Here is a 25,141-nt window from a genome sequence, read left to right as displayed (position 1 = left end):
TCGACGGCACGCATCATCGCACCCGCCGCGGGCAGGCGCGAGGGCGCTCCGCCTCAGTCCTCGTCCGCGCGCGGCCGGCCGGGCTTGCGGATGCGCCCGGCCTCGCGCGGCATGCGTCCTGCCTCGCTCAGCGCACGACGGAGCAGGAACTCGATCTGTGCGTTGGTGCTGCGCAACTCGTCGGCGGCCCACCGTGCGAGCGCGTCGTGGACCGCAGGATCGAGCCGGAGCAGCAGCTTCTTGCGTTCGTCCATGGTGTCGACGACGCGTCAGGCGTAGAGCGACCCGGTGTTGAGCACCGGTTGCGCACTCTGGTCGCCGCACAGGACCACGAGCAGGTTGCTCACCATCGCGGCCCTGCGCTCCTCGTCGAGTTCGATGGTGTGTTCCTTCTCGAGCTGTTCGAGGGCGGTTGCGACCATGCCGACCGCGCCCTTGACGATCTGCTCACGCGCGGCGATGACCGCACCCGCCTGCTGCCGGCGCAGCATGGCCTGCGCGATCTCGGGCGCGTACGCGAGCCGGTTGATCCGGGATTCGACGACCCGCACGCCGGCGGATCCGACCCGCTCGTCGACTTCGGCGGACAGCCTCGAGGTGATCTCGTCGGCGTTCTGCCGCAGCGACAACGTCTCCGGGCCCGCGTCGTACGGGTAGCTACCGGCGATGTGACGGACCGCGGCCTCGGTCTGCACGGCGACGAACTCCTCGAAGTCGTCGACATCGAACACGGCCCGGGCGGTGTCCTCGACCTGCCACACGATGACCGCCGAGATCTCGATGGGGTTACCGTCGGCGTCGTTGACCTTGGCGATCCCGGTCTCGTGGTTGCGGATCCGGGTCGAGACCTTGCGCCGGGTGTTGAGCGGATTCATCCAGCGCAGCCCGTCCTTGCGGAGGGTGCCCGAGTACGAGCTGCCGAGCAACTGCAGCACCCGCGCCTCGTTGGGCTCGACGAGGACCAGGCCGGCGAGCGCCACGGTGGCAGGGACGATCAGCACCGCTCCGACCACGATGAGCGCGACGTTGCGGTTCAGCGCGCCGAACACGACGAGCGCCACGGCCGCGGCATCCACGGCGAGCGCGATCGCGAGGACGGACCAGCCGTCGACGGACCTTCCGGGTCGCTCCGTGACGACGGAGGGGGTGGCGGACATGGCGGGACTCCCTTCCCGGAGAAGTTCAATGAGATATTAAAGTGATATCACATTATCGGTCGGCCGGACAGCGGCAACGGACACGTCGGTGCATCACGCGACGGACACGTCGGTGCATCATGAAGACGGGCCACGGAAGGGAGAGCGGCGATGACGACGGACGCACCGGCCACCGCCGTCGACGTCGTCGTGATCGGCGCGGGCCAGGCCGGGCTGTCCACCGCCTACTTCCTGCAACGGTTCGGCGTCGAACCGCAGTCCGGGTTCGTCGTCCTGGACCGGTCGTTCGGCCCCGGCGGCGCGTGGCAGCAGCGGTGGCCGTCACTGACGCTGAGCACCGTCAACGGAGTGCACGACCTGCCGGGGTGGCCGTTCTCCGAGGCGGTCGACACCACCGCCGGACAGGTCCCGGCCTCCGCCGCGGTGCCCGAGTACTACCGCGCCTACGAGGCGCGCTTCCACCTGCCGGTGCACCGCCCCGTCCAGGTCGGCGTGGTGTGCGACCGCGGCGAGCGCCTGCGGGTGGAGACAGACCACGGGGTGTATTCCGCCCGCGGGCTGGTCAACGCCACCGGCACGTGGGAACATCCTTTCGTGCCGTGGTATCCGGGAGCCATGCGCTTCCGCGGGCGCCAGCTGCACACCCGGGACTACCGCAGCGCCGACGAGTTCGCCGGCCGTCATGTCCTCGTCGTCGGCGGCGGCATCTCGGCGGTACAGCTGCTCGACGAGATCTCCCGCGTCACCGAAACGACGTGGGTCACTCGTCGCGAACCCGCTTGGCGTGACGAGGATTTCACGCCGGAACTCGGGCGGTCCGCCGTCGCACTCGTCGAGGAGCGGGTACGACAGGGGCTGCCGCCGGGCTCGGTGGTGTCGGTGACCGGTCTGCCGGTCACGCCGGCGATCCGCGCGGCGCGTGAGCGCGGCGCCCTCGACCGCCTCCCGATGTTCGAGGAGATCACCGAGACCGGCGTCCGCTGGTCCGACGGCACCACGCTCGACGTGGACGTCATCCTGTGGTGCACCGGTTTTCGCAGTTCCCTCGACCATCTCGCTCCCCTCGGCCTGCGTAATCCCGGCGGCGGAATCACCATGACGGGCAAGCTGGCGACGCAGGTCGCGGCGGACCCGCGGATCCATCTCGTCGGGTACGGGCCCTCGGCGTCGACCATCGGCGCGAACCGTGCCGGACGCGCCGCCGCCCGCGAACTCGTCGACCACCTCGCGGCTACCGCGCCGGGGCCGTGATCCGCCGCCTCGGCGCCGTTCTGGCGATGGTGGCCGCCGGCCTGGTGCTCACCGCACCGGCGACGGTCGAGATCGCCGTGCCGCCGCCACCGCCCCCGGCACCCGCCCCGCCGATCGTGCCGCCCACGGCGGAGGAGGTTTCGGCACGGATCGCTCCGGCCGTCGTCACCCTCACCGCGAGCCGCGGCTGGCGCGGAATCTCGGGCACCGGCATCGTCCTCACCGCCGACGGCACGGTGCTCACCAACCACCACGTCGTCACCGGGGCCACCGACATCAGCGCGGTGAGTCCTCACACCGGCGCGAGCTACGACGTCGCGGTGCTCGGCTACGACTCCACCCTCGACATCGCCGTACTGCAACTCGGCTCCGCCGCCGATCTGCCGGTCGCGGCCGTGACCGAGACTCCGCTCCCGCAACCGGGCGCGCCCGTGACGGCCTTCGGCAACGCGGACGGCGGCGGCGTCGTCGTGCCCGCACCCGGCACGATCGTCGCCGTCGACAAGACGGTGTCGGTACGCGACTCGATGGACGGATCCCTACGCCGGCTGCGCGGAATGCTGCAGGTCAGCGCGGCGATCCGGCCCGGAGACTCCGGCGGTCCGCTCGTCGACGCGTTCGGCACCGTCGTGGGGGTCAACACCGCCGGGGCGGTCGAACCGGACCCGGCCGCCGTCCCCGACCCACCCGAGGCGTACGCGGTGCCCATCGGGACCGCCCTCGACGTGGTGGACCAGGTCCGTGCCGGGACGAGCGCCGGGACGGTGCACGTCGGCCCGACGCCGCTGCTCGGAGTGAGCGTCACCACCGACCGGACCGGCAACGAGGAAACAGGCGCCGAAGTGCTGTGGGTCGGCTACGGCACCCCCGCCGCCGGCACCGGCCTCGAGATCGGCGACGTCATCGTCGCGTTCGACGGGCGCCCCGTCACGACCACGGTGGACCTCGAGGAGATGCTGATGGCGCGCCGACCGGGCGACAGCGTGGAGATCGGCTGGCTCGACGCCGCCGGCCGGCAACACACCGCCCGCGTCGTGCTGGACGCCGGCCCGCCACGCTGACCCCCGAACCCCCTTGGCCGAATGTCACATTCAGTCGGTCACGTCGACCGAATGTGACATTCGGTCACGGGCAGGTCAGGCGAACCGGTGGGTGGTCTGACCGAACGGCCCCTTCGCGAAGACGAGCACCTTGCTCGGCACGACGCGGAAGACCCAACCCGGATCGTCCACCGGGCCGACGGCGTCACCGTGGACCTCGAAACGCCACTGCTGGCCGTACTTGACGAAGTACGCCTCGGCGACGGCGCGCAGCTCGTCGCCGTCGGTGACCCGGCGGGCGCGCCCCTCGACGACGACGTCCGTGCCGGCCGCCCAGGTCGCGACACCCGTCGTGACCGCGACGGCATCGTTGTGCCGGAGGTTGTGGGTCTTCTGCTCGCCCGGACCCGTACAGAAGACGAATCCGCCCGCCTGCCACAGTCCGATCAGCGGCGTCACGTGCGGGACGCCGTCGCGCCGGACCGTGCTGAGCCAGTACAGCTGCGCGGACTCGAGCAGCTCCTCGGTGTCGGGCCACGGCAGGGGCGGCTCCCCGTCGTCCCCGAAACGCGCATCGACGGTAGTGGTGACCGGTGTACTCACGACGACTCCTCTCCCGGCTCCGGCCGGAGCCCGTATCGGTACCGACCGGCCGGACCGGGAGAACTCATCGCGCAAGCCGAGTGTGCGGACCGAATGTGGTGGCCGAATGTCACATTGCGTCGATCAGATCGAACGCATGTCACATTCGGCCGCCAGCACCACCACTGCACCGCCACCGCCACCACCGCCGCCGCCGACGCCGACGCCGACGCCGACGATCAGGAGAACGTGGCGGGGTCCCCGCCGATGCGGCCGCTGTCGTCGTGCAGCCCGCGGATCCGGTCGAGGTCGTCCGGGGACAGCTCGAAGCCGAAGACGTCGAAATTGCTCGCGATGCGCTCGGGGGTGACGGACTTCGGGATGACGATGTTGCCGAGCTGGATGTGCCAGCGCAGGATCACCTGCGCGACGCTGCGGCCGTGAGCCTGCGCGATGGCCGTCAGTGTGGGGTCGTCGAGCACGGTGCCCTGGCCGAGGGGACTCCACGCCTCGGTCGCGATGCCCTTACCCGTGTGGTAGGCCCGCAGCTCGGCCTGATCGAACCGCGGATGCAGTTCGATCTGGTTGACGGCCGGAACCTCGCCGACGGCGTCGATCAGCCGGTCGAGATCCTCGATCCGGAAGTTGGAGACACCGATCGAACGGGCCCGGCCCTCGGCCTTGATCTTCTGGAAGGCGCGGAAGGTGTCGATGTAGCGGTCCTGGCCCGGTGCCGGCCAGTGGATCAGGTACAGGTCGACATAGTCGAGGCCGAGCCGATCGAGGCTCGTGTCGAAGGCGCGCAGCGTCGAGTCGTAGCCCTGGTCGCTGTTCCACAGCTTGGTGGTGACGAACAGCTCGTCGCGTGGGACGTCCGAGTCGCGCAGCGCGCGGCCCGTGCCGGCCTCGTTGCCGTAGATCGCCGCGGTGTCGATGCTGCGGTAGCCCACCCGCAGGGCCTCGGTCACCGCGTCGTAGCTCCGGTCGTCCTCGACCTGCCAGAGGCCGAAGCCGAGCTGTGGAATGGTGTTGCCGTCGTTGAGGGTGATCGTGGGAACGGTCATGATCGGCCCAACGGGTTCCGGCCGCCCGATGTTCCCCCTATCCCACCATCCGGAAACCCACCAGCCCGCGTGGGGATAATCGAGTGGTGACTGCAACACTGCGCATCAGCGGCCTGTCCGCCTCCCGGGGCGAACGCACTCTGTTCACCGACCTGAATCTGACCGTCGCGCCCGGCGACGTGATCGGCCTGGTCGGCGCGAACGGCGCAGGCAAGTCGACCCTGCTCACGACGCTCGCCGGGGTGGGCACCGCCGACGTCACCGGCACGGTCGCATTCAGTCCGCCCGACGCCACCGTGGGGTATCTCGCGCAGGAACCCGAGCGCGTCCCGGGCGAGACGATCCTCGGCTTTCTCGGCCGGCGAACGGGCGTCACCGACGCCGAGCACGCGATGAACGCCGCGGCCGAGGCGCTGGGGACCACCGACGTCGACGACTACACCCCCGCGCTGGAGCGCTGGCTCGCCCTCGGCGGCGCGGATCTCGCCGAACGCGCCGAGAAGGTCGTCGCCGACCTGGGCCTCGACGTCGGGCTGGACGCGCCCATGACGGGCCTGTCGGGGGGACAGGCGGCGCGGGCCGGGCTGGCGGCCCTGCTGCTGTCGCGGTACGACGTGCTGCTGCTCGACGAACCCACCAACGACCTCGACCTGGCCGGGCTCGACCAGCTCGAGCGTTTCGTCGCCGAAACCCGCACCGCGCTGATGGTGATCAGCCACGACCGCGAGTTCCTGGCCCGCACGGTCACCGGAATCGTCGAACTGGATTCCGCGCAGCAGCAGATCGCGGTGTACGACGGCGGCTACGAGGCGTACCTCGTCGAACGCGAGGTGGCGCGGAAGCACGCCCGCGAAACGTACGAGGAGTACGCGGACACCAAGCAGGAGCTCGAGGATCGCGCCCGGATGCAACGCAACTGGCTCGAGCACGGGGTCCGCAACGCCCGGCGCAAGTCCAAGGACAACGACAAGGTCGGCAGGAAGTTCCGTGCCGAGGCCACCGAGAAGCAGGCGGCGAAAGCACGGCAGACGCAGCGCCGCATCGAGCGGCTCGACGTCGTCGAGGAGCCGCGCAAGGAGTGGGAGCTGCGCATGTCGATCGCCGCGGCGCCGCGCAGCGGCGCGGTGGTGGCCACCCTGAACGGCGCGTGCGTCGACCGGGGCGACTTCGTGCTCGGGCCCGTCACCACGCAGGTGCAGTGGGGGGACCGGATCGTCCTCACCGGCCCGAACGGCGCGGGGAAGACGACGCTGCTGCGCGCACTGCTGGGCCGGATCCGCCTCGACACGGGCACCGCGGCCCTTGGGTCGGGGGTGAAGATCGGCGAGATCGATCAGGCGCGCGCGCTGTTCGAGGGCGACGAGCCGCTCGTGGACGCGTTCGCCGCGCAGGTGCCGGACTGGCCGGATGCGGAAGTGCGGACGCTGCTCGCGAAGTTCGGACTCAAGGGCCATCACGTGCTGCGGTCCGCGTCGTCGCTGTCACCGGGGGAACGCACCCGGGCCGGACTCGCCCTGCTGCAGGCCCGGGGGGTGAACCTGCTGGTGCTCGACGAACCGACGAACCACCTGGACCTGCCCGCGATCGAGCAGCTCGAGCAGGCCGTCGACAGCTTCGAGGGCACGCTGGTGCTGGTCACCCACGACCGCCGGATGCTGGCCACCACCCGTTCGACCCGCCGATGGCACCTCGACGGCGGGCGGCTGACGGAGGACCCGGCATGACGGCGGGCAGTGTGCGAGTCGACAGCTGGACCTGGGCGGTGCGCCTGTTCAAGACACGGTCCGCAGCCGCGGCCGCGTGCCGGGGCGGGCACGTGCGGGTCAACGACGCCCCCGCGAAACCGTCGCAGGCGGTGAAGGTCGGCGACGAGGTGCGGGTGCGGGTCGCCGGGGCGGAACGGATCGTGCGCGTGACGCAGCTGCTCACCAAACGGGTGGGTGCACCGATCGCAGCACAGGCCTACGAGGACCACAGTCCCCCACCTCCGCCCCGGGAGATCCTGGCCTCCCTCCCGCGCCGGGACCGCGGTGCGGGCCGGCCCACCAAGCGGGACCGTCGCGAACTCGACCGGCTGCGGGGGCTGCTCGAATAGCCGCACCCGTTTCGGACATCGACAACCGTACCGATGGTTGTTTCGCATGCGATCCGGCGAATCCCACTTGACGAACCGTTGTGTTTTTACAACAATTCGTTGCATGAGCCCGGTCCGTCGGGGGGAAACCCTGCCGATCCACAACCGCATCCGTGTCCTGCGCGCGGAACGCGGAATGAGCCGCGCGCAACTCGCGGAACTCGTCGACGTCAATCCCCAGACCGTCGGCGCCCTCGAGCGCGGCGACCACTACCCCAGCCTCGACCTGGCCTTCCGGATCTGCGACGTCTTCGGCCTGCCGGTCGAAGCCGTGTTCTCCCGCAACGAATTCGGGCCGCTGTCCACCGAGGTGTACCGCATTCGCACCGCAACCGAAGGACGTGACGCACAGTGACCGAGATGCCCGTGCACGACACCACTCTCCTCGCGCGGTACGAGGCGTTCCGCACCCGGCGCTTCCTGAAGAACGAGGAGAAGTTCCGGAACATGCTGCCGCGCTGGCGTACTCGCCGGCGACGTCGCGTCCTCGTGGTAGCCCTCGCCGCGACGTTCGTTCTCATGTTCACCGTGAGCGTGCTGTGCCACTTCTTCGAGCGGGCACCGCTGCTGTGGCTGCCGGCGTGCCTCGTGTTCTTCCCCGTCTGGATCTCGCTCCAGATCGTCTCGGGCCGCCAGGGTGACGCCCCGCGCGCCGCGCTCGACGAACGAGAGATCCAGGAACGCAACAGCGCTCGCTCCATCGCCCTGACCGTCACCCAGGCCCTGGTCATGATTCCGGTGCTCTACCTCGTCGTGGGCAGCGTGCAGACCGACGGCATGCATCCGCGGATGGCGTACGCCGGCGGGCTGATGACGTTGACCGCGACACTCGTCGGCGGCTGCCTGCCCGCCATGATCCTGGCCTGGAACACCCCTGATCCGGACGAGATCGACTGATTTGCAAGACAACCCGAGGAATACGGAGGAAACGTGACCCTCACGATCGACGGTGTCTCGAAACGATACGGTGACGTCGTCGCACTCGACGACGTCACCTTCGATGTGCGACCCGGCGAGTTGTTCGGCTTCGTCGGCAGCAACGGCGCCGGGAAGACCACCACCATGCGGATCGTCCTCGGTGTGCTCGCGGCCGACTCCGGTGCGGTCCGGCTCGACGGCCGGCCCGTCGACCTCGACGTGCGCCGCACCATCGGGTACATGCCGGAGGAACGAGGGCTGTACCCGAAGATGAAGGTCGGGGCGCAGCTGTCGTACCTTGCTCGCCTGCACGGACTTTCCCGATCCGACGCCGATGCGGCCGTCGCACGCTGGACGAGCAGGCTGGGCATCGCCGAGCGGGTGGACGATGCCGTCGACGCGCTCTCCCTCGGTAACCAGCAGCGGGTCCAGCTCGCCGCCGCCCTGGTGCACGACCCGAAGGTGCTGGTCCTCGACGAGCCGTTCTCGGGCCTGGACCCCGTGGCCGTCGACGTGATGAGCGACGTGCTGATCGAGAAGGCGGAAACCGGAGTGCCGGTGATCTTCTCGAGCCACCAGCTCGACCTCGTGCAACGGCTCTGCCACCGGGTCGGGATCATTTCCAAGGGAACGATGCGCGCCGTCGGCACCGTCGACGAACTGCGCGGCCACGGCGCGGCCCGGCTCGAGGTGCACGCCCCGCACGCCCCCGAGGGCTGGGCAGCCGATCTGCCCGGCGTCACCACCGTCGCCCACGGTGGTGGCCGCACCGTTCTGCTGCTCGGGAAGGGCGCCGACGACCAGCAGATCCTCCGGGCCGCCCTCGCCACCGGTCCAGTGCACGAATTCTCCGTCCACCGCCCGACCCTGACCGACCTGTTCCGAGAGGTGGTGGCCGCGTGAGCGCCCCGTTGAGCCCCGTCCACGCCGTGGCCCTGGTGGCCCGCCGCGAGTTCCTCACCCAGGTCCGCAAGAAGAGTTTTCTGATCAGCAACGCGATCATCCTGCTCGCCATCGTCGGCGGCATCGTCGCTGTGTCGCTGTTCTCGGGCGACGACGAACCCGCCACCGTCGGCGTCGTCGGCGACCCGGCGCTCGGCGCGACGATCACCGCGATCGGAGACGCCACCGGCAGCTCCGTCGACGTCTCCGAGATTCCCGACGCCGAAAGCGGCCGCGACCGGGTACGCGACGGCGAACTCGACGTCGCGCTGATCCCGGGCCCGGGAGGTTCGGTCACCGCCGTCGCCGAATCGGAGATCGATCCGGCCCTGCGCGCGACGATCGACACGGCCGTCGCGCAGCAGGCCCAGGTCGACGCCCTCACTGCGCGCGGCGTCGACCCGTCGGCGCTGGCCGCGGACACCGCCCGCGCCACCGTGACCGTCGAAGCCCTCGACCCCCCGGACCCCGAGCAGGGACAGCGCACCACCCTGGCGATCGCCGCGGTCGTGCTGCTGTACATGCAGATCATGATGTTCGGCATGTACGTGGCGATGGGCGTGGTCGAGGAGAAGTCGTCGCGCGTGGTGGAACTGCTGCTGTCGACGCTGCGCCCGCTGCAGCTGCTGTGGGGCAAGATCGTCGGCATCGGCGCCGTGGGGCTGCTGCAACTCACCGCATACGGAGTGGCCGGGGTCGGTGCCGGTCTCGCCACCGGGACACTCACCGTGACCGGCGCGGCCCTGGGCACGCTCGCCGGCACCCTGGGCTGGTTCGTCCTCGGGTTCGCGTTCTTCGCGGTCCTCTACGCCGCTGCCGGGTCGATGGTGTCACGGCAGGAGGACGTGAACGCCACGGCGTCGCCGCTGATGGTGCTGATCGTCGCGATGTTCTTCGCGGCCTTCTCGTCGGTCGACGACCCCGAGTCGACGTGGAGCACCGTGCTGAGCTGGATCCCGCCGTTCTCGGCGATCCTCATGCCGCTGCGCATCGCCGCCGGTGTGGCGACACCGCTGCAGATCGTCGGCACCATCGTGCTGATGCTGCTCGTGACCGCCGCCCTGAGCGTGCTCGGGGCGCGGATCTACCGCAGGTCCATCCTGCGCATCGGCCGCGTCGTCACGTGGAAGGAAGCGATGGGCGCGCACCGCTAGGGTCGTGCCATGGCCCCCAGGATCTCGGCGCAGGAGTTCATCGACAGCGTGCTCGACGCAGGCACCTTCCACTCCTGGGACACCGCCCCCGTCGACGTGCACCCCGACGAGCAGTACCGCGCCGAACTGGAGGCCGCGGCGGCGAAGTCCGGCGTGGACGAGTCCGTGATCACCGGCGTCGGAACCGTGCACGGCCGCCGCATCGCGGTGATCGCCTGCGAGTTCGCCTTTCTCGCCGGATCGATCGGGGTCGCGGCGGCCGAGCGCATCGTCCTCGCCGTGGAACGCGCGACTCGCGAGAAGCTGCCTCTGCTCGCCTCCCCCACCTCCGGTGGCACCCGGATGCAGGAGGGCACGCTCGCGTTCGTGCAGATGGTCAAGATCGCGGCGGCCGTCACCGCCCACAAGGCCGCGCACCTCGGCTATCTCGTGTACCTGCGCAACCCCACCACCGGCGGGGTGTTCGCCTCGTGGGGCTCGCTCGGGCACGTCACCGCCGCGGAACCCGGTGCGCTCGTCGGCTTCCTGGGGCCCCGCGTCTATCAGGCGCTCTACCACGAGGACTTCCCGGAGGGCGTGCAGACCGCCGAGAACCTGTCCCAGAAGGGTGTGATCGACGGGGTGGTGCCTCTCGCCGGGGTCCGCCGGCTCGTGCACCGGATGCTGCGTGTGCTCACCGAGCCGACGATCGTCGACGCGTCGGCGGGTCCCGCAGTGACCTCCGCCGACGACGTGCCCGACGTCCCGGCGTGGCAGTCGGTGATGCTCTCCCGCCGGCCGGAACGTCCCGGCATCCGGCAGTTGCTGCGGCATGCGGCATCCGCGCAGGTTCCGCTGTCGGGCACCGGACAGGGCGAGTCCGACCGCACCGTGCTGGTCTCCCTCGCCCGGTTCCGCGGCGCGTCGTGCGTGCTGTTCGGTCAGGACCGCAGCGGCCAGTCCGCGGCCCGGACGATGGGTCCGGGCGCGCTGCGTGAGGCGCGTCGCGCGATGCGGCTGGCCGACGAGCTCCGCCTTCCTCTCGTGCTGGTGATCGACACGCTCGGAGCCTCGTTGTCGAAGGAGGCCGAGGAGCGTGGACTCGCGCCGGAGATCGCCCGCTGCCTGGCCGACCTGGTGACTCTGCCGACCCCTACGGTGTCGGTGCTCCTCGGGCAGGGCACCGGCGGCGGCGCCCTGGCGCTGCTGCCCGCCGACCGGGTGCTGTGCGCCCAGAACGGCTGGCTCGCCCCGCTGCCGCCCGAAGGCGCCAGCGCGATCGTGCACCGCGACACCACGCACGCCCCACAGATGGCAGCGGCCCAGGGCATCCGCTCCCGGGATCTGCTGCGCGACGGTGTCGTCGACGGTGTGATCCCCGAGTTCCCCGACGCCGCGGCGGAGCCCACCGAGTTCGCCAAGCGCGTCGGGGCCGCCGTTGCCCGTGAACTCGGCATGCTCGTCGGTCAGGACGCGACGCTGCGGTACCGGCGGCGGCTCGAGCGCTACCGGAAGCTGGGGCTGCCGCGGTAACCCGCTCACCGACGCCGAGGCGCCGTCCGGCGCACCGCCCGAACGGGCAGTGCCTCGCGTCGAGGAATCTCGAATAGGGTGGTCGGCGTCACAAGCTGTGGTCAGAGAGGATGCGAATCGATGAGCTCGTACGCGGAGGCCTACCGGCAGAGCGTGGAGGATCCGGAGGGATTCTGGCTCGAGGCGGCCCGCGCCGTGGACTGGGTGGCCGCGCCGACGCGGGCCCTCGACGGCTCGCAGGCACCGTCGTTCCGCTGGTTCCCCGACGCCACGCTCAACACCAGCTTCAACGCCCTCGACCGGCACGTGCAGGCCGGACACGGCGACCGGCCCGCCCTGATCTGGGACTCGGCGATGGTCCCCGCCAAGCACACCTACACCTACGCCGAGCTGCTGGACGAGGTCGCGGCGTTCGCCGGGGTGCTGCGCGATCAGGGCGTCGTTGCCGGCGACCGCGTCGTGATCTACATGCCGATGATCCCGGAGGCGGCGATCGCGATGCTCGCGTGCGCCCGCATCGGTGCCGTGCACTCGGTGGTGTTCGGCGGGTTCGCCGCCAAGGAGCTCGCCACCCGCATCGACGACGCCCGGCCCGTTCTGCTCGTCACCGCCTCCGGCGGACTCGAACCGGGCCGCACCGTCGAGTACCTGCCGATGGTCGAACAGGCGCTGTCGCTGTCGCAGACCCCGCCGCACACCGTGATCGTCAAGAACCGGGAGATGATCCCGGGCACGGCGGCCGACTACAAGGCGTCCGCCGCCGCGTGGTTCGACTGGGACGAACTCGTCGCCGACGCGGATCCCGCCGAGCCGGTGACCGTCGCCGCCACCGACCCGCTGTACATCCTCTACACATCCGGAACCACGGGGAAGCCGAAGGGTGTGGTGCGCGACAACGGCGGGCATGCGGTGGCCCTGACCTGGTCGATGCGCAACATCTACGACATCTCCCCCGGCGACGTGTGGTGGACGGCCTCCGACGTGGGCTGGGTCGTCGGCCACTCGTACATCGTCTACGGCCCGCTGCTGATCGGTGCGACGACCGTGATGTACGAGGGCAAGCCGGTGGGCACGCCGGACGCCGGTGCGTTCTGGCGCATCGTCAACGAGAACGACGTCGTCGCGCTGTTCACCGCCCCCACCGCGATCCGCGCGGTCCGCAAGGCGGACCCCGAGGCGAAAGAACTGGAGAACTACGACATCTCCTCCCTCCGGACGCTGTTCGCGGCGGGCGAGCGGCTCGACCCGGACACCTACGAGTGGGCGACGAAGGTGCTCGACCGGCCCGTCGTCGATCACTGGTGGCAGACCGAGACCGGGTGGGCGATCGCCGCAAACCTGCGCGGACTCGAGTCCATGCCGATCAAGGCCGGCTCGCCGACAGTGCCGGTACCCGGCTACCGCCTCGACATCGTCGATGCGGAGGGCAAGCCGGTCGGACCGAACACCGAGGGCAACATCGTGATCGCGCTGCCGCTGCCGCCGGGCACACTGACCGGACTGTGGCAGGACGAGGACCGCTACCGGCGGTCGTATCTGGAGACGTTCCCGGGCTACTACCTCACCGGCGATTCCGGCTACGTCGACGGGGACGGCTACGTCTTCGTCCTCGGCCGGTCGGACGACGTCATCAACGTCGCCGGCCATCGCCTGTCGACCGGAAGCATGGAGGCCGTCGTCGCCTCGCATCCGGCCGTCGCCGAGTGCGCGGTCGTCGGCATCCGCGACGAGCTCAAGGGTCAGCGGCCGTCGGGGTACGTAGTGCTCAAGTCCGGTGTCGAGATCGACCCCGAGACGCTGCGACAGGAACTCGTGGCGATGGTGCGCGACCAGATCGGCGCGGTGGCGACGTTCCGGGACGTCACCGTGGTGCAGGCCCTGCCGAAGACCCGCTCCGGCAAGATCCTCCGCAAGACGATGCGGCAGATCGCCGACCACGAGCAGTACACGGTCCCGTCCACCATCGAGGACCCGTCGGTGCTCGAGGCGCTCGAGCAGCAACTGCGCGGATAACCCGCCGCTCGAAACGTCGAGAGGGAGGTTGTTGCGACGCCCTTCCGGGCGATGCCGCAACAACCTCCCTCTCGACGCGGAGACCTCCCGCTCAGCGCTTCCGACGGCGGCGCACCGTCTTGCGCTTGCCGCGACGACGCGCCACCCGGCCCACGACGAGGGCCGCAACGATGCCCCCGACGACGGCGGCGACGATCTGCGGACGTTCCTGCGCTTTCACCTGGACTTCGTGCACTTTCTCCTGGGCGGCCGACTTCGCGCGGGCCGGGACGTCGACCTTGTGGGCGAGAGCCTCCACCGTCTCGGCGAGTTCGGCGCGTTGCTGCTCGACGCTGGGCATCGCGTCGGCGGCCTCGGTGTTGCGTACAGGGTCGGGACCGGTCATCGCACATGCTCCTTCACGGTGTTCACGTCCTTGCGGACACTCTCCACCGTCTCGCTGGGTACCGGTGGGGCCGAGTTCTTCGCCCGCGACGCACCGACGGCAGCCAACGTCCCGCCGATGGCCAGGACGACCAGCGAGACGATCAACGCGGCCAGCCACGGGGAGAGCACCGTGGCGAGGCCCAGGATCGCCGTTGCGATGAGGGCGCCGATGCCGAGGTAGATCAGCATGAGTCCGGCGCCGGAGATGCCGACGCCCACTCCGATCCGGGTGCCCTTGGCTTTCACCTCGTCGAGGGCGTGGCCGACCTCGGTGCGCACGAGCATCGACACCTGGGTGGTGAGCCGCTCGGTCAATTGCGCGGTGGACAGTTCACTCGGGTCCGTGGCGCTGGGCGTGCCACCGGGGGACGCGGTCATGGTCGAGTCCTTTCCGTGTCGTGCGACTTCTGGGGGTCGTGCGACTGCTGGGGCCGGTCTGTCGCCCTCCGCATCGTCGGCGATCTCGCGGCCCGGGACGGTGTGCGCGAGGCGGAGTTCGCGGCCGCGTTCGATGTCTTCCTGCCGCTTCTCCTCGTTCTTCTCGATGTTGCGGGTGTCCCGCGGCGGCAGCTGCAGCGTCTCCTCCGCCTCGATGCCGGCCTGCAGCTGCCGTCCGCGCTCGAGCTCGGCGTCGAACTCCGCGCCGAACAGCAGCGCGAGGTTGGTGATCCACAACCACAGGAGGAAGACGATCGCGCCGGCGAGGGAGCCGTAGGTCTTGTTGTAGCTGCCGAAGTTGGAGACGTAGAAGGCGAACGCGAGGGACGCCACGATCCACGTGACGATCGCGATGGTCGCGCCCAGGCTGATCCAGCGGAACTTGGGCTGCGACACGTTCGGCGTCGCGTAGTACAGGACCGCGATGATCATGATGACGAGCAGCAGGATGACCGGCCACTTCGCGATGCTCCAGATCGTCACCGAAGTCTCACCGAGCCCGATCACGTCTCCCACAGCCCTGGCGATGGGACCGCTGACGACGAGCATGAGCGCCGTCGCGCCCATCGCGATCAGGGCGAGCGCGGTGATGAGGAGCATCCAGGGCCGCAACTTCCAGATCGGCCGCCCCTCCTCGATCTCGTAGATGCGGTTCATGGCGCGGCCGAACGCGCCGACGTAACCGGACGCCGACCACAGGGCGCCGGCGATACCGAGGATCAGAGCCAGGCCCGCGGTCGGTGCCTGCACCAGCTGTTCGACGGGGCCGCGCAGCGTGTTCACCGCATCGGTGGGCCCGAGATCCTCGACCAGCTGCAGCACCGTGTCCACCGTCGTCGCCCCCTGGCCGAACACGCCGAGGAGCGACACGACCACGAGGAGAGCGGGAAACAGCGACAGGACGGCATAGTAGGTCAGGCCGGCAGCGAGGTCGGTGCACTGATCGTGACTGAACTCGCGAGCAGTCTTGCGCAGCACGTACGTCCACGACGGTTTGGTCAGGTCGGTCGGCGAGTCGGGTTTGCGCGAATCTTCGGCCCGGGCCTCCGACCCGTCGCGGACCCGGTGATCTGCGGTCATGGTTCCCGAGGTACCCGTGGCACCGGCGGACCAAACGCCGCGACCGGGCACCCACGACCGCGCCTGTGCGGCGCACCGGAACCCGCCGGCGCGGCGGAGCATGGTGTGATCGAGCGATGCGGCGCCTCGACGATCCGACCTGCCCGGCCCGTCCACTCGACGACGACGAGTTACGGGCCCTCTACGCCTACCCGGCGGAGCTGTCCTCCCCGTGGCTCCGGGTGAACTTCGTGTCGTCCCTCGACGGTGCCGTCGCCGTGGAGGGACGCTCGGGTGGGCTCGGCACGCCGTCGGACAAGAAGGTGTTCGGTCTGTTGCGGGCGCTGGCCGACGTGATCGTCGTCGGCGCGGGCACGGCACGCAGCGAGAACTACGGCGGCGCCCGCACGAGCGCGGCACTGCGCGCGCGGCGCGCCGAGTCGGGGCTGTCGGAGGTTCCGCCGATCGCGGTCGTCACCGCGACGTGCGACCTGGATCCCGACTGCCGGTTGTTCACCGACACCACCGTCGCTCCGGTCGTCCTCACGTGCGAGACGGCACCGGAGGAACGCCGCCGGGCCCTCGCCGACGCCGGTGCGGACGTGCGGCTGGTCGCCGAGCACTCGATCGACGGGCACGCGGTGCGGAACGCACTGTCGGCGGCAGGCTGGAGTCGTGCGCTGTGCGAGGGCGGACCGCGGCTGTTCGGTCAGCTGATCGCCGACGGTGTGGTCGACGACCTGTGTCTGACGTTGGCGCCGCTGCTCGCCGCCGGCCCGGCGGGCCGGATCGCCACCGCCCCGCGGACGGCGCCGACGTCGATGCGGCCCGCCCACGTCCTCGCCGACGACGACGGCACCGTGCTCATGCGGTGGGTACGCGGGGAGTGACCGGCCGGGGCCGGACCGGCAGATTTCGCACCACGTCGAGGTCACCGTGGGTCCGCAGCACCGGCGCGACGCGGTCCAGCAGACGGGCGAGCAGGTCCCGAGCCGGGATCCGGGCGCCGGTGCGCACGTCCACCGCCGGACCGTCGAGACCGTACCGGGCGGCACTCCACACCGCCGCCGCACCGACATCCGGCTCGACGGCCTGTGCCTCGTCGCCGCGGCGCAGATCGTCGAGAGCCGCGCCGACCAGGCCCCGGACCAGGGCGGCCTGCACGACCGTCCCGTCGACCGTGGCCGCGGTGTCGGCCGCGCGGATCTCCACCGTCGGCACGTGCACCGACGGGCGGGCAAGCCAGAAGGTCATCCGCGAGTCGAGCAGCACCCCGGCGCCGACCAGGCGCGCGACCAGGTCGGCGGCGTGCTGGGCCGAACGCAGGTACGGGGGCAGGCCGAAGCCGGGAAACCGGCTCTGCTGCACGATGCGCCAGCTCGCGTAGCCCGTGTCGCGGCCGGCGTGCCGCCTCGAGTTCGCGCCGAGCGCGACGAGGGTGGGCAGCCACGGGGTCAGATGGTTCACCACGGCGGCGGCGGTGTCCCGGTCGGCGACGCCGACGTGCACGTGGCAGCCGCAGGCGTGGTAGTCGTCGACCAGCGCGCGGTACCGCTCGGCGATGGCGGCCCGGCGTCCCGTCGCGACGGCGGTGCCGGGGCCGGCGTCGCGCTCGGGCACCCCGGTGGCGGCGATACGCAGCCCGCATCGGAGGGCGGCACCGTCGAGGGCCGATCGGGATGCGGTCAGCTGGGCCCGCAGGTCGTCGAGGGTCCGGCACACCCCGCCCACCGCCTCGATCTGGGTCGGGTGCAACTCGCCGACGAAGGTCACCCCGGGCACCTGCGGAAGCTGTTCGTACAGCGCGTCGAACCCCGGGGTGGGACGACCCGACGCCGGGTCCACGAGCAGGAACTCCTCCTCCACACCGATGGTGACGCCGTCGCCCGGATCCGGGCGGGAGGTTTCGGAGTTCATGGTTGCGGGCTACCCGTTGCCGCCGGCGACGACACGCCGGCCGGTACAGTCCGGACAGCATCCGGCGGAAGGAGTTCCCCATGCCCGACGACGTTCCCGAAGGCTCGGCACGGTCGAGTGCCACCGCGGAGCGGATCGGCGAGCTCGCCGCCGACCGCGGCCTGACCGTCGCGTGCGCCGAATCGCTCACCTCCGGCGCCCTGGCCGCGCGGCTCGGCGCGGCACCGGGCAGCGCCGAGTGGTTCCGCGGCGGCGTCGTCGCCTACTCGCGGGAGGTGAAGCACTCGCTGCTGCGGGTGCCGGAGGGGCCGGTGGTGTGCGAGTCCGCGGCGCGGGCCATGGCCGAGTCGACGGTCGACCTCCTCGGTGCCGACGTCGCGGTGGCGGTGACGGGCGCGGGCGGCCCGGACAGCCAGGACGGGCAGGAGCCGGGCACGGTGTGGTTCGGGGTGGCAGGTCGCGGACCGACGCACGCCGAGGAGAAGTTCTTCCCGGGTGAGCCCGAGGAGGTGCTGGCCGAGACGGTCTTCCATGCGCTCACTCTGCTGGCGGGCCGGGTGGGGAGCTGAGAGGGCCGGTGCCCGGCCGGGCGAGCAGCCGGGTGACGAGTGCGGTGACGAGTTCGTCCGGGGTGGCGTCGGCGCCGATCGAGGTGGTGAGCAGGTCCAGCAGCAGCCCGTCGATCGCGAAGTGCAGCAGGGCGACGTCGAGCGCGGTGGCGGGTAGCCCTGCGGCGTCGTTGAATTCGACGTCGAGCCGGTAGTTGCGGGAGAGCGTCGCACCGAGCACCTCGGCCAGGCCGGGACTTCGGCGGGATTCGAGGCGCAGTTCCATCAGGGCGACGGTCAGATCCGGCTGGGCGGTCGTGCGCTCGACGAGATATCGCATGTAGTCGACGTAGAGGTCGACGTCCGGGGTCCGGCCGGCGAGCGCCTCGAGCCGGTCCGGCTCGGGGGCGAGCCGCTCGAAGATCCGCGCGCCGAGGGCGCCGAGAAGCTCGTCCCGCGTCGGAAAGTAGTTCGCGCAGGTGCCCAGGGGTACCCCCGCTTCCCGGTCGACGGCGCGGTGGGTCAGCTTGCGGGCACCGTCCGCGCCGAGTACGCGCAGACCGGCGTCCGCGAGCTGGGCTCGGCGCTCCGGATTCGCTGCCACGGAAAAACCGTAGCACCGAATACAACACCTGTTGTAGTTTGACCACCACAGGTGTTGTAGTCGACCGGCCGAGGAGCGTTCCGTGCGAAAACTGACCTACTACGTGGCGACCACACTCGACGGCTTCATCGCCGACCCCGCCGGGGGATTCGACTTCTTCCCCCTCGACGGGGACCACGCGCACTACCTGGTGCAGGAGTTCCCCGAGACGATCCCGACGCCCGCCCGCGGGCCGCTCGGCATCGAGGGGCCACCGAAACATTTCGACACCGTCGTGATGGGCCGGCGCACGTGGGAGCCGGCCCGGGACGCCGGCTGGACGAGCGCCTACCGGCACCTGCGGCAGTACGTGTTCACCACGACGATGACGCAGGCGCCGGACGAGACGGTCACCCTCGTCGCGACCGACCCGCTCGAGTACGTGCGCAACCTCAAACAGCAAGACGGGCTGGGCATCTGGCTCTGCGGCGGAGGTGCGCTCGCCGGCACGCTGCTGCCGGCGATCGACGAGCTGGTGCTCAAGGTCCATCCGATCGTCGCCGGGGACGGAATCCCGTTGTTCCGGCACGGTTTCGAGCCACACCGCTTCGACCGACTCGAGGCGAGGACCTTCGACAGCGGAGTGACGGTCTGCCGCTTCGCCGCCCGCTAGAACCAGGTGGGCTGTACGTCGAGCGTGGTCCGGTCCAGGCTGTCGAGCAGGTCGAACTGCGGACCGGTCTTCGGCAGTTCGAACGCGAAGAAGTACCGGGCGGCGGCGCGCTTACCGTCGTAGAAGTCGCCCTCCCGGGTCCCGGCCGCGAGGAGTTGCTCGAGCCACATCCACGCGACGACCACGTGTCCGACGGCCTCGAGGTACACCGACGAATTCGCCAGTGCCAGTTCGGGATCACCGGTCCCCCACAGCCGGGCGGTGGTGGCACCCACCCGGGACACCGCCGCCTGCAACTGCTCGGCGTAGCGGGCAGCGTCGCCGCCGGCCTGCGTACCACGCGCGACGGTGCGACCGATCGTCTCGCCGAGCAGCGCCAGGCCCGCCCCGCCCTGCATGACGACCTTGCGGCCGAGCAGGTCCAGCCCCTGAATGCCGTGCGTGCCCTCGTGAATGGGGTTGAGGCGGTTGTCCCGGTAGTACTGCTCGACGTCGAACTCGCGGGTGTATCCGTAGCCCCCGTGCACCTGGATGGCCAGGCTGTTCGCCTCGAGGCACCACTGCGACGGCCAGGACTTCGCGACGGGCGTGAGCATGTCCAGCAGCAGTCCGGCGCGGGCACGCGCGTCCTCGTCCTCGGCGGTCTGCTGCTCGTCGACGAGCTGCGAGCAGTACAGCCCCAGCGCCAGTGCGCCCTCGACGTAGGCCTTCTGGGCGAGCAGCATCCGGCGCACGTCGGCGTGCTCGATCAGCGGCACCGGCGGGGACGACGGGTCCTTGTCGCCGAGCGGGCGGCCCTGGGTGCGGGTGCGGGCGTACTCGAGGGACTGCAGGTAGCCGGCGTAGCCGAGCGAGGTGGCGAGGAACCCGACGCCGATGCGGGCCTCGTTCATCATGTGGAACATGTACGACAGGCCCTTGTGCGGCTCACCGAGCAGGTAGCCGACGGCGCCGGCGCGGCCCGCGGGGGTGAAGGTGCCGTCGCCGAAGTTCAGCAGCGTATTGGTGGTGCCGCGGTTGCCCATCTTGTGGTTGAGGCCGACGAGGGCGACGTCGTTGCGCTCACCGAGCTGCCCGTCCGCGCCGACGAGGATCTTCGGGACGATGAACAGCGAGATGCCCTTGACCCCGGCCGGACCGCCGGGGATCTTCGCGAGCACGAGGTGGACGATGTTCTCGGACAGCTCGTGGTCGCCGCCGGAGATCCACATCTTGGTGCCGGTGAGGCGGTAGCTGCCGTCGTCCTGCGGCACGGCCTTGGTGGTGATGTCCGCCAGCGACGAGCCGGCCTGCGGCTCGGACAGGCACATGGTGCCGAAGAACCGGCCCTCGAGGAGCGACGGAACGTACGTGGCGATCTGCTCCTCGCTGCCGTGGGTGGCGATGAGGTTGGCGTTGCCGACGGTGAGGAACGGATACGACGAGGTGCCGGCGTTGGCGGCCTGGAACCAGGCCATCGCCGCCCGCAGCACGGTGACCGGCAACTGCATGCCGCCGAGTTCCTCGTCGAAGGAGGAGCCGATGAGCCCGGCCTTGGCGAACAGATCCAGCGCCGCTTTGACCTCGGGGATGATCTCGACCCTGCCGTCGTCGCCGATCCGCGGCTCCTGGGCGTCCGCCTTCTTGTTGTGCGGCGCGAAGTGCTTGGTGGCCATGTCCGCACTGAGGTCGAGGACGGCGTCGAACGTCTCCCGCGAGTGCTCGGCGAACCGGCCGCGTGCGGTGAGCGACTCGACGTCCAGCCACTCGTAGAGCAGGAAGTCGAGGTCACGCCGGGACAGGACGGGAGCGGGCATGGAGGTTCCTTTCACAGGGCCGCGAGTTCACTAAGCGCTCACTTAGTAGAGCAACGACGGTGCATGATGTCAACGGACCAGCCCGGCGACGGAGAGAACCCAGCATGATCGACACGCCCACCACCGACGACCTCGCCGGCATCTTCACCGAGGTCGAATCCGACGTCGCGCGTCGTCTCATCGGCTCGGCCGTGGAGTCCTTCGCCCGGCGCGGCTACCACGCCACCACCACCCGTGACATCTCCGTCGGTGCCGGCCTGAGCCCGGCCGCGCTGTATGTGCACTTCAAGTCCAAGGAGGAGGTGCTGTTCGAGGTCAGCCGTATCGGGCATCAGCACGTCCTCGACGCCGTCGCCGCCGCCGCCGCCTCCACCACCGACCCGGCCGGCCGGATGCGGGCGATCGTGGACGGTTTCGTCCGCACCCACGCGGTGCACCACACCGTCTGCCGGGTGTCGCAGTACGAGCTGCACGCCCTCACCCCGGAGCACTACCGGACGATCGCGGCGATCCGCCGCGACACCGATGCCGTGATCCGCGCCGAGATCGAGCACGGCATCGCGGCCGGGGTCTTCTCCGTCCGGGACGTGCCGACCACCGCCCTGGCGATCCTGTCGCTCGGCATCGACGTCGCCCGCTGGTACCAGCCGGGCCGCATCGACGTCGACACCCTGGCCGGGAACTACGTCGAGCTCGTCCTCGGCATGCTCGGCGCGGGCACAATGCAGGGGTGACCGAACCAGCCACCGTCCTCGTCGTCGACGACGACGAGGACGTCCTGTCCTCGTTGCAGCGCGGGCTGCGCCTGTCCGGATTCGACGTGCTCACCGCCGCGACCGGGACACAGGCGCTCGACGTCGTCGCGCGCCAGCGGCCGGACGCGATGGTCCTCGACATGAACATGCCGGTCCTCGACGGCACCGGGGTCGTCACCGCTCTGCGCTCGAACGGCAACGACATCCCGATCTGCGTGCTCAGCGCCCGCAGCACCGTCGGCGACCGGATCGCGGGGCTCGAGTCCGGCGCCGACGACTACCTGACGAAGCCTTTCGTGCTCGCCGAGCTCGTCGCACGGATCCGGGCGATGCTGCGGCGCAGCGCGCCCGGCACTCCCGGCGCCGGCTCCGTCGTCCGGGCCGGCGGGCTCGAGCTCGACACCGCGGGTCGCCGGGTGCGCCTCGACGGCACCGAGGTGGAGCTGACCAAGCGCGAGTTCGAACTGCTCGAGGTGCTCGTCCGCAACGCGGGCATCGTCCTGAGCCGCGACCGGCTGCTGGCCCTCGTGTGGGGCTACGACTTCGACGCGGACACCAACGTCGTCGACGTGTTCGTCGGGTACCTGCGCCGCAAGCTCGAAGCCGGGGGGCGGCCGCGGCTGCTGCACACCGTGCGTGGGGTGGGCTTCGTGCTGCGGGATGCGGCGTGATGCAACGCTTCTCGCTGCGTGCGCGGGTCGCCGCGGCCACTGCGCTCGGCACCACGCTCGTCGTCGCGGTCCTGGGTGTGCTCGTCGCTCTGGCGATCACCCGGAACAACCTCGCGCAGCTCGACCGCCGCCTCGAGACGGCCACACAGGTACTGGTCGCCAATGCCGGCACCGCCGGCCTGTTCCTGCCCGCGCTGGGCGACGCCGGAGCCTTCGCCGTCACCATCCGCACCGAATCCGGCGGACTGCTCAGCAGCACCCCGACCGAACTGCCCGTCCTCTCCCCCGGCGCCCATACCGTCGATCTCGGCGGCACCGCCTACCGGACGTACACCGCGCCGACCGACCGGCTGCCCTCGCTCCTGTCCGTCGCGGTGCCCTATGCCGAGGCACAGGACATCACGACCGAGCAGCACCGGCAGCTCGCCGTCGCCGGTGTGATCGCCGTCGCGGTCGCGACGGCCCTCGGCTGGATCTTCGGGGGCCGCGCCGTGCGACCCCTGGTCGACCTCACCCGCCGGATCGTGGCCCGCGAACCCACTCTCGAGCCGCGGCGCTCCGGCATCCGCGAGGCCGACGAACTCGCTGCCGCAGCCGGCGACATGCTCAACGACGTCGCCCGCGCCCAGGCCGCCACCGACGCCGCTCTCGCCACGGCGCGGGACTTCGCAGCCGCCGCCGCTCACGAGCTGCGGACCCCGCTGACCGCGATGCGCACCGACCTCGAGGTCCTTTCCACCCTGGATCCGGCGGGTGACGTCCTGAGCGTCGAGGAACGCACCGAGATTCTCGACGACCTCACCCGCACACAGAGCCGGGTCGAAGCCACGCTCGACGACCTCGAGCGGCTCGCCCGCGGCGATCTGTCCACATCTCGGGACTTCGTGCCCACCGACCCGGTGGAGATCTGCGACGCCGCGGCCGCCGACGCGACGAGCCGGCATCCCGGCGTGCAGATCGAGGTGGTCGGCGAGCCGGGGCGCGAGATCCGGGCGCTGCCGAGCGGGCTGCGGCTCGTCGTCGACAATGCCGTGGCCAACTCGGTACGGCACGGCGGTGCCCGCCGGATCCGGCTGGCGGTCGCCGCCGAGGGCACCGACACCGTGCTCATCGTCGACGACGACGGCCGCGGGGTGCCGGCCGTCGAGCGCGGCGTGGTGTTCGAACGGTTCCGCCGGGGCAGTGGCGCCGTCCGGGGCGGTTCGGGTCTGGGCCTGGCGCTGGTGGCGCAGCAGGCGGCGTTGCACGGCGGTACCGCGCGGCTGGAGGAGAGCCCGCTCGGCGGGGCCCGGCTGACGGTGCGGTTCGCCGCGGGGTGACCGAATTCCACCCCTCGGGTCCCTACGACACGGGACGGGGCGGGCGCAGGATCGTATGCATCCCCTCCACCGATCCCAGGAGATCCGAATGTCGAAGAGCCGCAAGCTGATCGTTACCGCCGCGCTGATCGCCCTGCCCGTCTTCGGCGGCGCCGGGACGGCGGCCGCGTCCTCGGACCACCACGACGACCACGATCGCCGCGACCGTCGCGACCGTGGTTGCGCGATCACGCATTTCGACCGGAACGGCAAATTCCTGCGCACCGAGTTCCGCAACGCCGGTTCCCGGTTCGACGGGCGGATCTGCCGCAGCGACGATCAGTGGCACTTCCTCGACAGCGGCGACATCGCCCCCACTCCCTTCGTCCGGCACTGACCCCGGGAGCACCCCGATGCGACGGAGCCCCGCAGCGCGAAAAGCGGTGCGGGGCTTCGGCCGTGCGCGGGACCTACTCGGTGCCGAGGAGGTCGATGACGAAGACCAGGGTCTTGCCGCCGAGCGGGTGTCCGGACCCGGCTGGGCCGTAGGCGAGCTGCGGGGGCACCGTCAGCTTGCGGCGACCGCCCACCTTCATGCCGGGGATGCCCTCCTGCCAGCCGGGAATGAGCCGGCCGAGCGGGAACTTGACGGACTCGCCGCGGGCGAACGACGAGTCGAACACGTCGTTCGTGTCGTACTCGACGCCGTGGTAGTGCACGTCGACCACCGACCCCGGCTGCGCCTCGGTCCCGTCACCGACGGTGATGTCCTCGATCACGAGTTCGGCGGGGGCCGGCCCGGTGGCCGGTTCGATCTCCGGCACCTCGGGCTTGGCCTCGACCCCGAGCAGGTCGATGACGAACACCAGGGTCTTGCCGGCGAGGCGGTGCCCCGAACCGGCCGGGCCGTACGCCATCTCCGGCGGGATCGTCAGCTGACGGCGGCCACCGACCCGCATACCGGGGATGCCCTCCTGCCAGCCGGCGATCAGGCCGCTGAGCGGGAAGGTGATGGACTCGCCCCGGCTCCACGACGAGTCGAACTCCTCGCCGGAGTCGAACTCGACGCCGACGTAGTGGACCTCGACCTTGGCCCCGGGGGTCGCCTCGGCGCCGTCGCCGACGGTGAGGTCCTTGACGACCAGACCGGTCGGGGCGGGGCCTTCCTGGAATTCGATCTCGGGCTTGCTGCTCATGTGTCGGTCTTCCG

27 protein-coding genes and 1 pseudogene are annotated in these 25,141 nt (G+C 70.8%); 17 read left to right on the top strand and 11 right to left on the bottom strand.

The genetic code is table 11. From position 1 onward, the window contains the following. Positions 1 to 53: 53 nt before the first annotated feature. Entirely contained in the window at positions 54 to 254 is a 201-nt protein-coding gene (locus AC2IPW_RS05715) for a type II toxin-antitoxin system antitoxin (protein WP_486376477.1), read from the bottom strand. A gap of 15 nt (positions 255 to 269) precedes the next feature. After that, the gene (locus AC2IPW_RS05710; RefSeq protein ID WP_003936371.1) at positions 270 to 1,157 is read right to left on the bottom strand and encodes an SPFH domain-containing protein; all 888 of its coding nucleotides are present in this window, start codon (positions 1,155 to 1,157) and stop codon (positions 270 to 272) included. A gap of 150 nt (positions 1,158 to 1,307) precedes the next feature. Here AC2IPW_RS05710 and AC2IPW_RS05705 point away from each other — a divergent pair, with 150 nt between their 5' ends. After that, the gene (locus AC2IPW_RS05705) at positions 1,308 to 2,408 is read left to right on the top strand and encodes an NAD(P)-binding domain-containing protein (protein WP_486376476.1); all 1,101 of its coding nucleotides are present in this window, start codon (positions 1,308 to 1,310) and stop codon (positions 2,406 to 2,408) included. Next, positions 2,405 to 3,469: a S1C family serine protease gene (locus AC2IPW_RS05700; protein ID WP_486376475.1), complete on the top strand. Its 1,065-nt coding sequence runs from the start codon at positions 2,405 to 2,407 to the stop codon at positions 3,467 to 3,469. The genes AC2IPW_RS05705 and AC2IPW_RS05700 overlap by 4 nt, the downstream gene beginning before the upstream one ends. Before the next feature lie 75 nt (positions 3,470 to 3,544). Here AC2IPW_RS05700 and AC2IPW_RS05695 read toward each other — a convergent pair whose 3' ends face one another. Beyond that, a complete protein-coding gene (locus AC2IPW_RS05695) occupies positions 3,545 to 4,051 on the bottom strand; it encodes a pyridoxamine 5'-phosphate oxidase family protein (RefSeq protein ID WP_054372909.1) in 507 nt (168 codons plus the stop codon). A 218-nt stretch (positions 4,052 to 4,269) separates the two neighbouring features. Continuing rightward, on the bottom strand, positions 4,270 to 5,094 hold the full coding sequence (locus AC2IPW_RS05690) for an aldo/keto reductase (RefSeq protein ID WP_289377706.1): 825 nt from the start codon (positions 5,092 to 5,094) through the stop codon (positions 4,270 to 4,272). Between the two features lie 86 nt (positions 5,095 to 5,180). Here AC2IPW_RS05690 and AC2IPW_RS05685 point away from each other — a divergent pair, with 86 nt between their 5' ends. The 8 genes from AC2IPW_RS05685 to AC2IPW_RS05650 all read left to right on the top strand — a co-directional run bounded on the left by AC2IPW_RS05685 (position 5,181) and on the right by AC2IPW_RS05650 (position 13,767). Next, positions 5,181 to 6,818 (top strand): ABC-F family ATP-binding cassette domain-containing protein, encoded by a 1,638-nt coding sequence (locus tag AC2IPW_RS05685; protein ID WP_486376474.1) that lies wholly within the window; start codon positions 5,181 to 5,183, stop codon positions 6,816 to 6,818. Next, a complete protein-coding gene (locus tag AC2IPW_RS05680) occupies positions 6,815 to 7,189 on the top strand; it encodes an RNA-binding S4 domain-containing protein (protein ID WP_003936377.1) in 375 nt (124 codons plus the stop codon). The genes AC2IPW_RS05685 and AC2IPW_RS05680 overlap by 4 nt, the downstream gene beginning before the upstream one ends. A 103-nt stretch (positions 7,190 to 7,292) precedes the next feature. Then, positions 7,293 to 7,583 (top strand): helix-turn-helix transcriptional regulator, encoded by a 291-nt coding sequence (locus tag AC2IPW_RS05675; protein ID WP_003936378.1) that lies wholly within the window; start codon positions 7,293 to 7,295, stop codon positions 7,581 to 7,583. Next, positions 7,580 to 8,125, top strand: coding sequence for a hypothetical protein (locus AC2IPW_RS05670; RefSeq protein ID WP_003936379.1), 546 nt, complete (start codon positions 7,580 to 7,582; stop codon positions 8,123 to 8,125). Before AC2IPW_RS05675 ends, AC2IPW_RS05670 begins: the two co-directional genes overlap by 4 nt. Before the next feature lie 33 nt (positions 8,126 to 8,158). Then, positions 8,159 to 9,049: an ABC transporter ATP-binding protein gene (locus AC2IPW_RS05665; protein WP_003936380.1), complete on the top strand. Its 891-nt coding sequence runs from the start codon at positions 8,159 to 8,161 to the stop codon at positions 9,047 to 9,049. Continuing rightward, positions 9,046 to 10,242, top strand: a complete 1,197-nt coding sequence (locus AC2IPW_RS05660; RefSeq protein ID WP_486376473.1) for an ABC transporter permease — start codon at positions 9,046 to 9,048, stop codon at positions 10,240 to 10,242. The genes AC2IPW_RS05665 and AC2IPW_RS05660 overlap by 4 nt, the downstream gene beginning before the upstream one ends. A 9-nt stretch (positions 10,243 to 10,251) precedes the next feature. Beyond that, positions 10,252 to 11,754, top strand: a complete 1,503-nt coding sequence (locus AC2IPW_RS05655) for a carboxyl transferase domain-containing protein (protein ID WP_486376472.1) — start codon at positions 10,252 to 10,254, stop codon at positions 11,752 to 11,754. A gap of 120 nt (positions 11,755 to 11,874) precedes the next feature. Next, complete coding sequence (locus AC2IPW_RS05650; protein WP_486376471.1) at positions 11,875 to 13,767, top strand: propionyl-CoA synthetase; 1,893 nt, start codon at positions 11,875 to 11,877, stop codon at positions 13,765 to 13,767. 91 nt (positions 13,768 to 13,858) lie between these two features. Here AC2IPW_RS05650 and AC2IPW_RS05645 read toward each other — a convergent pair whose 3' ends face one another. After that, positions 13,859 to 14,152, bottom strand: a complete 294-nt coding sequence (locus tag AC2IPW_RS05645; RefSeq protein WP_003936384.1) for a DUF3618 domain-containing protein — start codon at positions 14,150 to 14,152, stop codon at positions 13,859 to 13,861. Next, positions 14,149 to 15,711, bottom strand: a complete 1,563-nt coding sequence (locus tag AC2IPW_RS05640; RefSeq protein WP_486376470.1) for a YhjD/YihY/BrkB family envelope integrity protein — start codon at positions 15,709 to 15,711, stop codon at positions 14,149 to 14,151. The genes AC2IPW_RS05645 and AC2IPW_RS05640 overlap by 4 nt, the downstream gene beginning before the upstream one ends. Positions 15,712 to 15,827: 116 nt before the next feature. Between AC2IPW_RS05640 and AC2IPW_RS05635 the strand changes: the two genes are divergently transcribed. Then, positions 15,828 to 16,580 (top strand): pyrimidine reductase family protein, encoded by a 753-nt coding sequence (locus AC2IPW_RS05635; RefSeq protein ID WP_486376469.1) that lies wholly within the window; start codon positions 15,828 to 15,830, stop codon positions 16,578 to 16,580. Here AC2IPW_RS05635 and AC2IPW_RS05630 read toward each other — a convergent pair. Beyond that, a complete protein-coding gene (locus tag AC2IPW_RS05630) occupies positions 16,555 to 17,607 on the bottom strand; it encodes a carboxylate-amine ligase (RefSeq protein WP_486376468.1) in 1,053 nt (350 codons plus the stop codon). The two genes, AC2IPW_RS05635 and AC2IPW_RS05630, sit on opposite strands and share 26 nt — an antisense overlap. A gap of 80 nt (positions 17,608 to 17,687) precedes the next feature. Here AC2IPW_RS05630 and AC2IPW_RS05625 point away from each other — a divergent pair, with 80 nt between their 5' ends. Beyond that, the gene (locus AC2IPW_RS05625) at positions 17,688 to 18,176 is read left to right on the top strand and encodes a CinA family protein (protein ID WP_003936388.1); all 489 of its coding nucleotides are present in this window, start codon (positions 17,688 to 17,690) and stop codon (positions 18,174 to 18,176) included. Here the strand turns inward: AC2IPW_RS05625 and AC2IPW_RS05620 are convergent. Beyond that, positions 18,145 to 18,759, bottom strand: coding sequence for a TetR/AcrR family transcriptional regulator (locus tag AC2IPW_RS05620; RefSeq protein WP_486376467.1), 615 nt, complete (start codon positions 18,757 to 18,759; stop codon positions 18,145 to 18,147). The genes AC2IPW_RS05625 and AC2IPW_RS05620 overlap by 32 nt on opposite strands. Positions 18,760 to 18,841: 82 nt before the next feature. Between AC2IPW_RS05620 and AC2IPW_RS05615 the strand changes: the two genes are divergently transcribed. Beyond that, positions 18,842 to 19,411: a dihydrofolate reductase family protein gene (locus AC2IPW_RS05615; protein WP_486376466.1), complete on the top strand. Its 570-nt coding sequence runs from the start codon at positions 18,842 to 18,844 to the stop codon at positions 19,409 to 19,411. Here AC2IPW_RS05615 and AC2IPW_RS05610 read toward each other — a convergent pair. Next, positions 19,408 to 21,207: an acyl-CoA dehydrogenase gene (locus AC2IPW_RS05610; RefSeq protein ID WP_486376465.1), complete on the bottom strand. Its 1,800-nt coding sequence runs from the start codon at positions 21,205 to 21,207 to the stop codon at positions 19,408 to 19,410. The two genes, AC2IPW_RS05615 and AC2IPW_RS05610, sit on opposite strands and share 4 nt — an antisense overlap. A 104-nt stretch (positions 21,208 to 21,311) precedes the next feature. Here AC2IPW_RS05610 and AC2IPW_RS05605 point away from each other — a divergent pair, with 104 nt between their 5' ends. From AC2IPW_RS05605 to AC2IPW_RS05590, 4 genes are all read left to right on the top strand, one after another. Then, the gene (locus tag AC2IPW_RS05605; protein WP_486376464.1) at positions 21,312 to 21,941 is read left to right on the top strand and encodes a TetR/AcrR family transcriptional regulator; all 630 of its coding nucleotides are present in this window, start codon (positions 21,312 to 21,314) and stop codon (positions 21,939 to 21,941) included. Further along, positions 21,938 to 22,633, top strand: coding sequence for a response regulator transcription factor (locus AC2IPW_RS05600; RefSeq protein ID WP_486376463.1), 696 nt, complete (start codon positions 21,938 to 21,940; stop codon positions 22,631 to 22,633). Before AC2IPW_RS05605 ends, AC2IPW_RS05600 begins: the two co-directional genes overlap by 4 nt. Then, on the top strand, positions 22,630 to 23,952 hold the full coding sequence (locus tag AC2IPW_RS05595; protein ID WP_486376462.1) for a sensor histidine kinase: 1,323 nt from the start codon (positions 22,630 to 22,632) through the stop codon (positions 23,950 to 23,952). The genes AC2IPW_RS05600 and AC2IPW_RS05595 overlap by 4 nt, the downstream gene beginning before the upstream one ends. A gap of 88 nt (positions 23,953 to 24,040) precedes the next feature. Then, a complete protein-coding gene (locus tag AC2IPW_RS05590) occupies positions 24,041 to 24,328 on the top strand; it encodes a hypothetical protein (RefSeq protein ID WP_486376461.1) in 288 nt (95 codons plus the stop codon). A gap of 73 nt (positions 24,329 to 24,401) precedes the next feature. Here AC2IPW_RS05590 and AC2IPW_RS05585 read toward each other — a convergent pair whose 3' ends face one another. Beyond that, entirely contained in the window at positions 24,402 to 24,755 is a 354-nt protein-coding gene (locus AC2IPW_RS05585; RefSeq protein WP_274521210.1) for an FKBP-type peptidyl-prolyl cis-trans isomerase, read from the bottom strand. 21 nt (positions 24,756 to 24,776) lie between these two features. Next, a pseudogene (locus AC2IPW_RS05580) lies at positions 24,777 to 25,127 on the bottom strand (FKBP-type peptidyl-prolyl cis-trans isomerase); the annotation flags it as partial. Positions 25,128 to 25,141 lie beyond the last annotated feature (14 nt).

The sequence above is a fragment of the Rhodococcus sp. NS-SX18 genome, from assembly GCF_057367935.1.
Note: the sequence above shows the minus strand (reverse complement) of the source record. Positions and strands in the feature narration are given on the sequence as shown.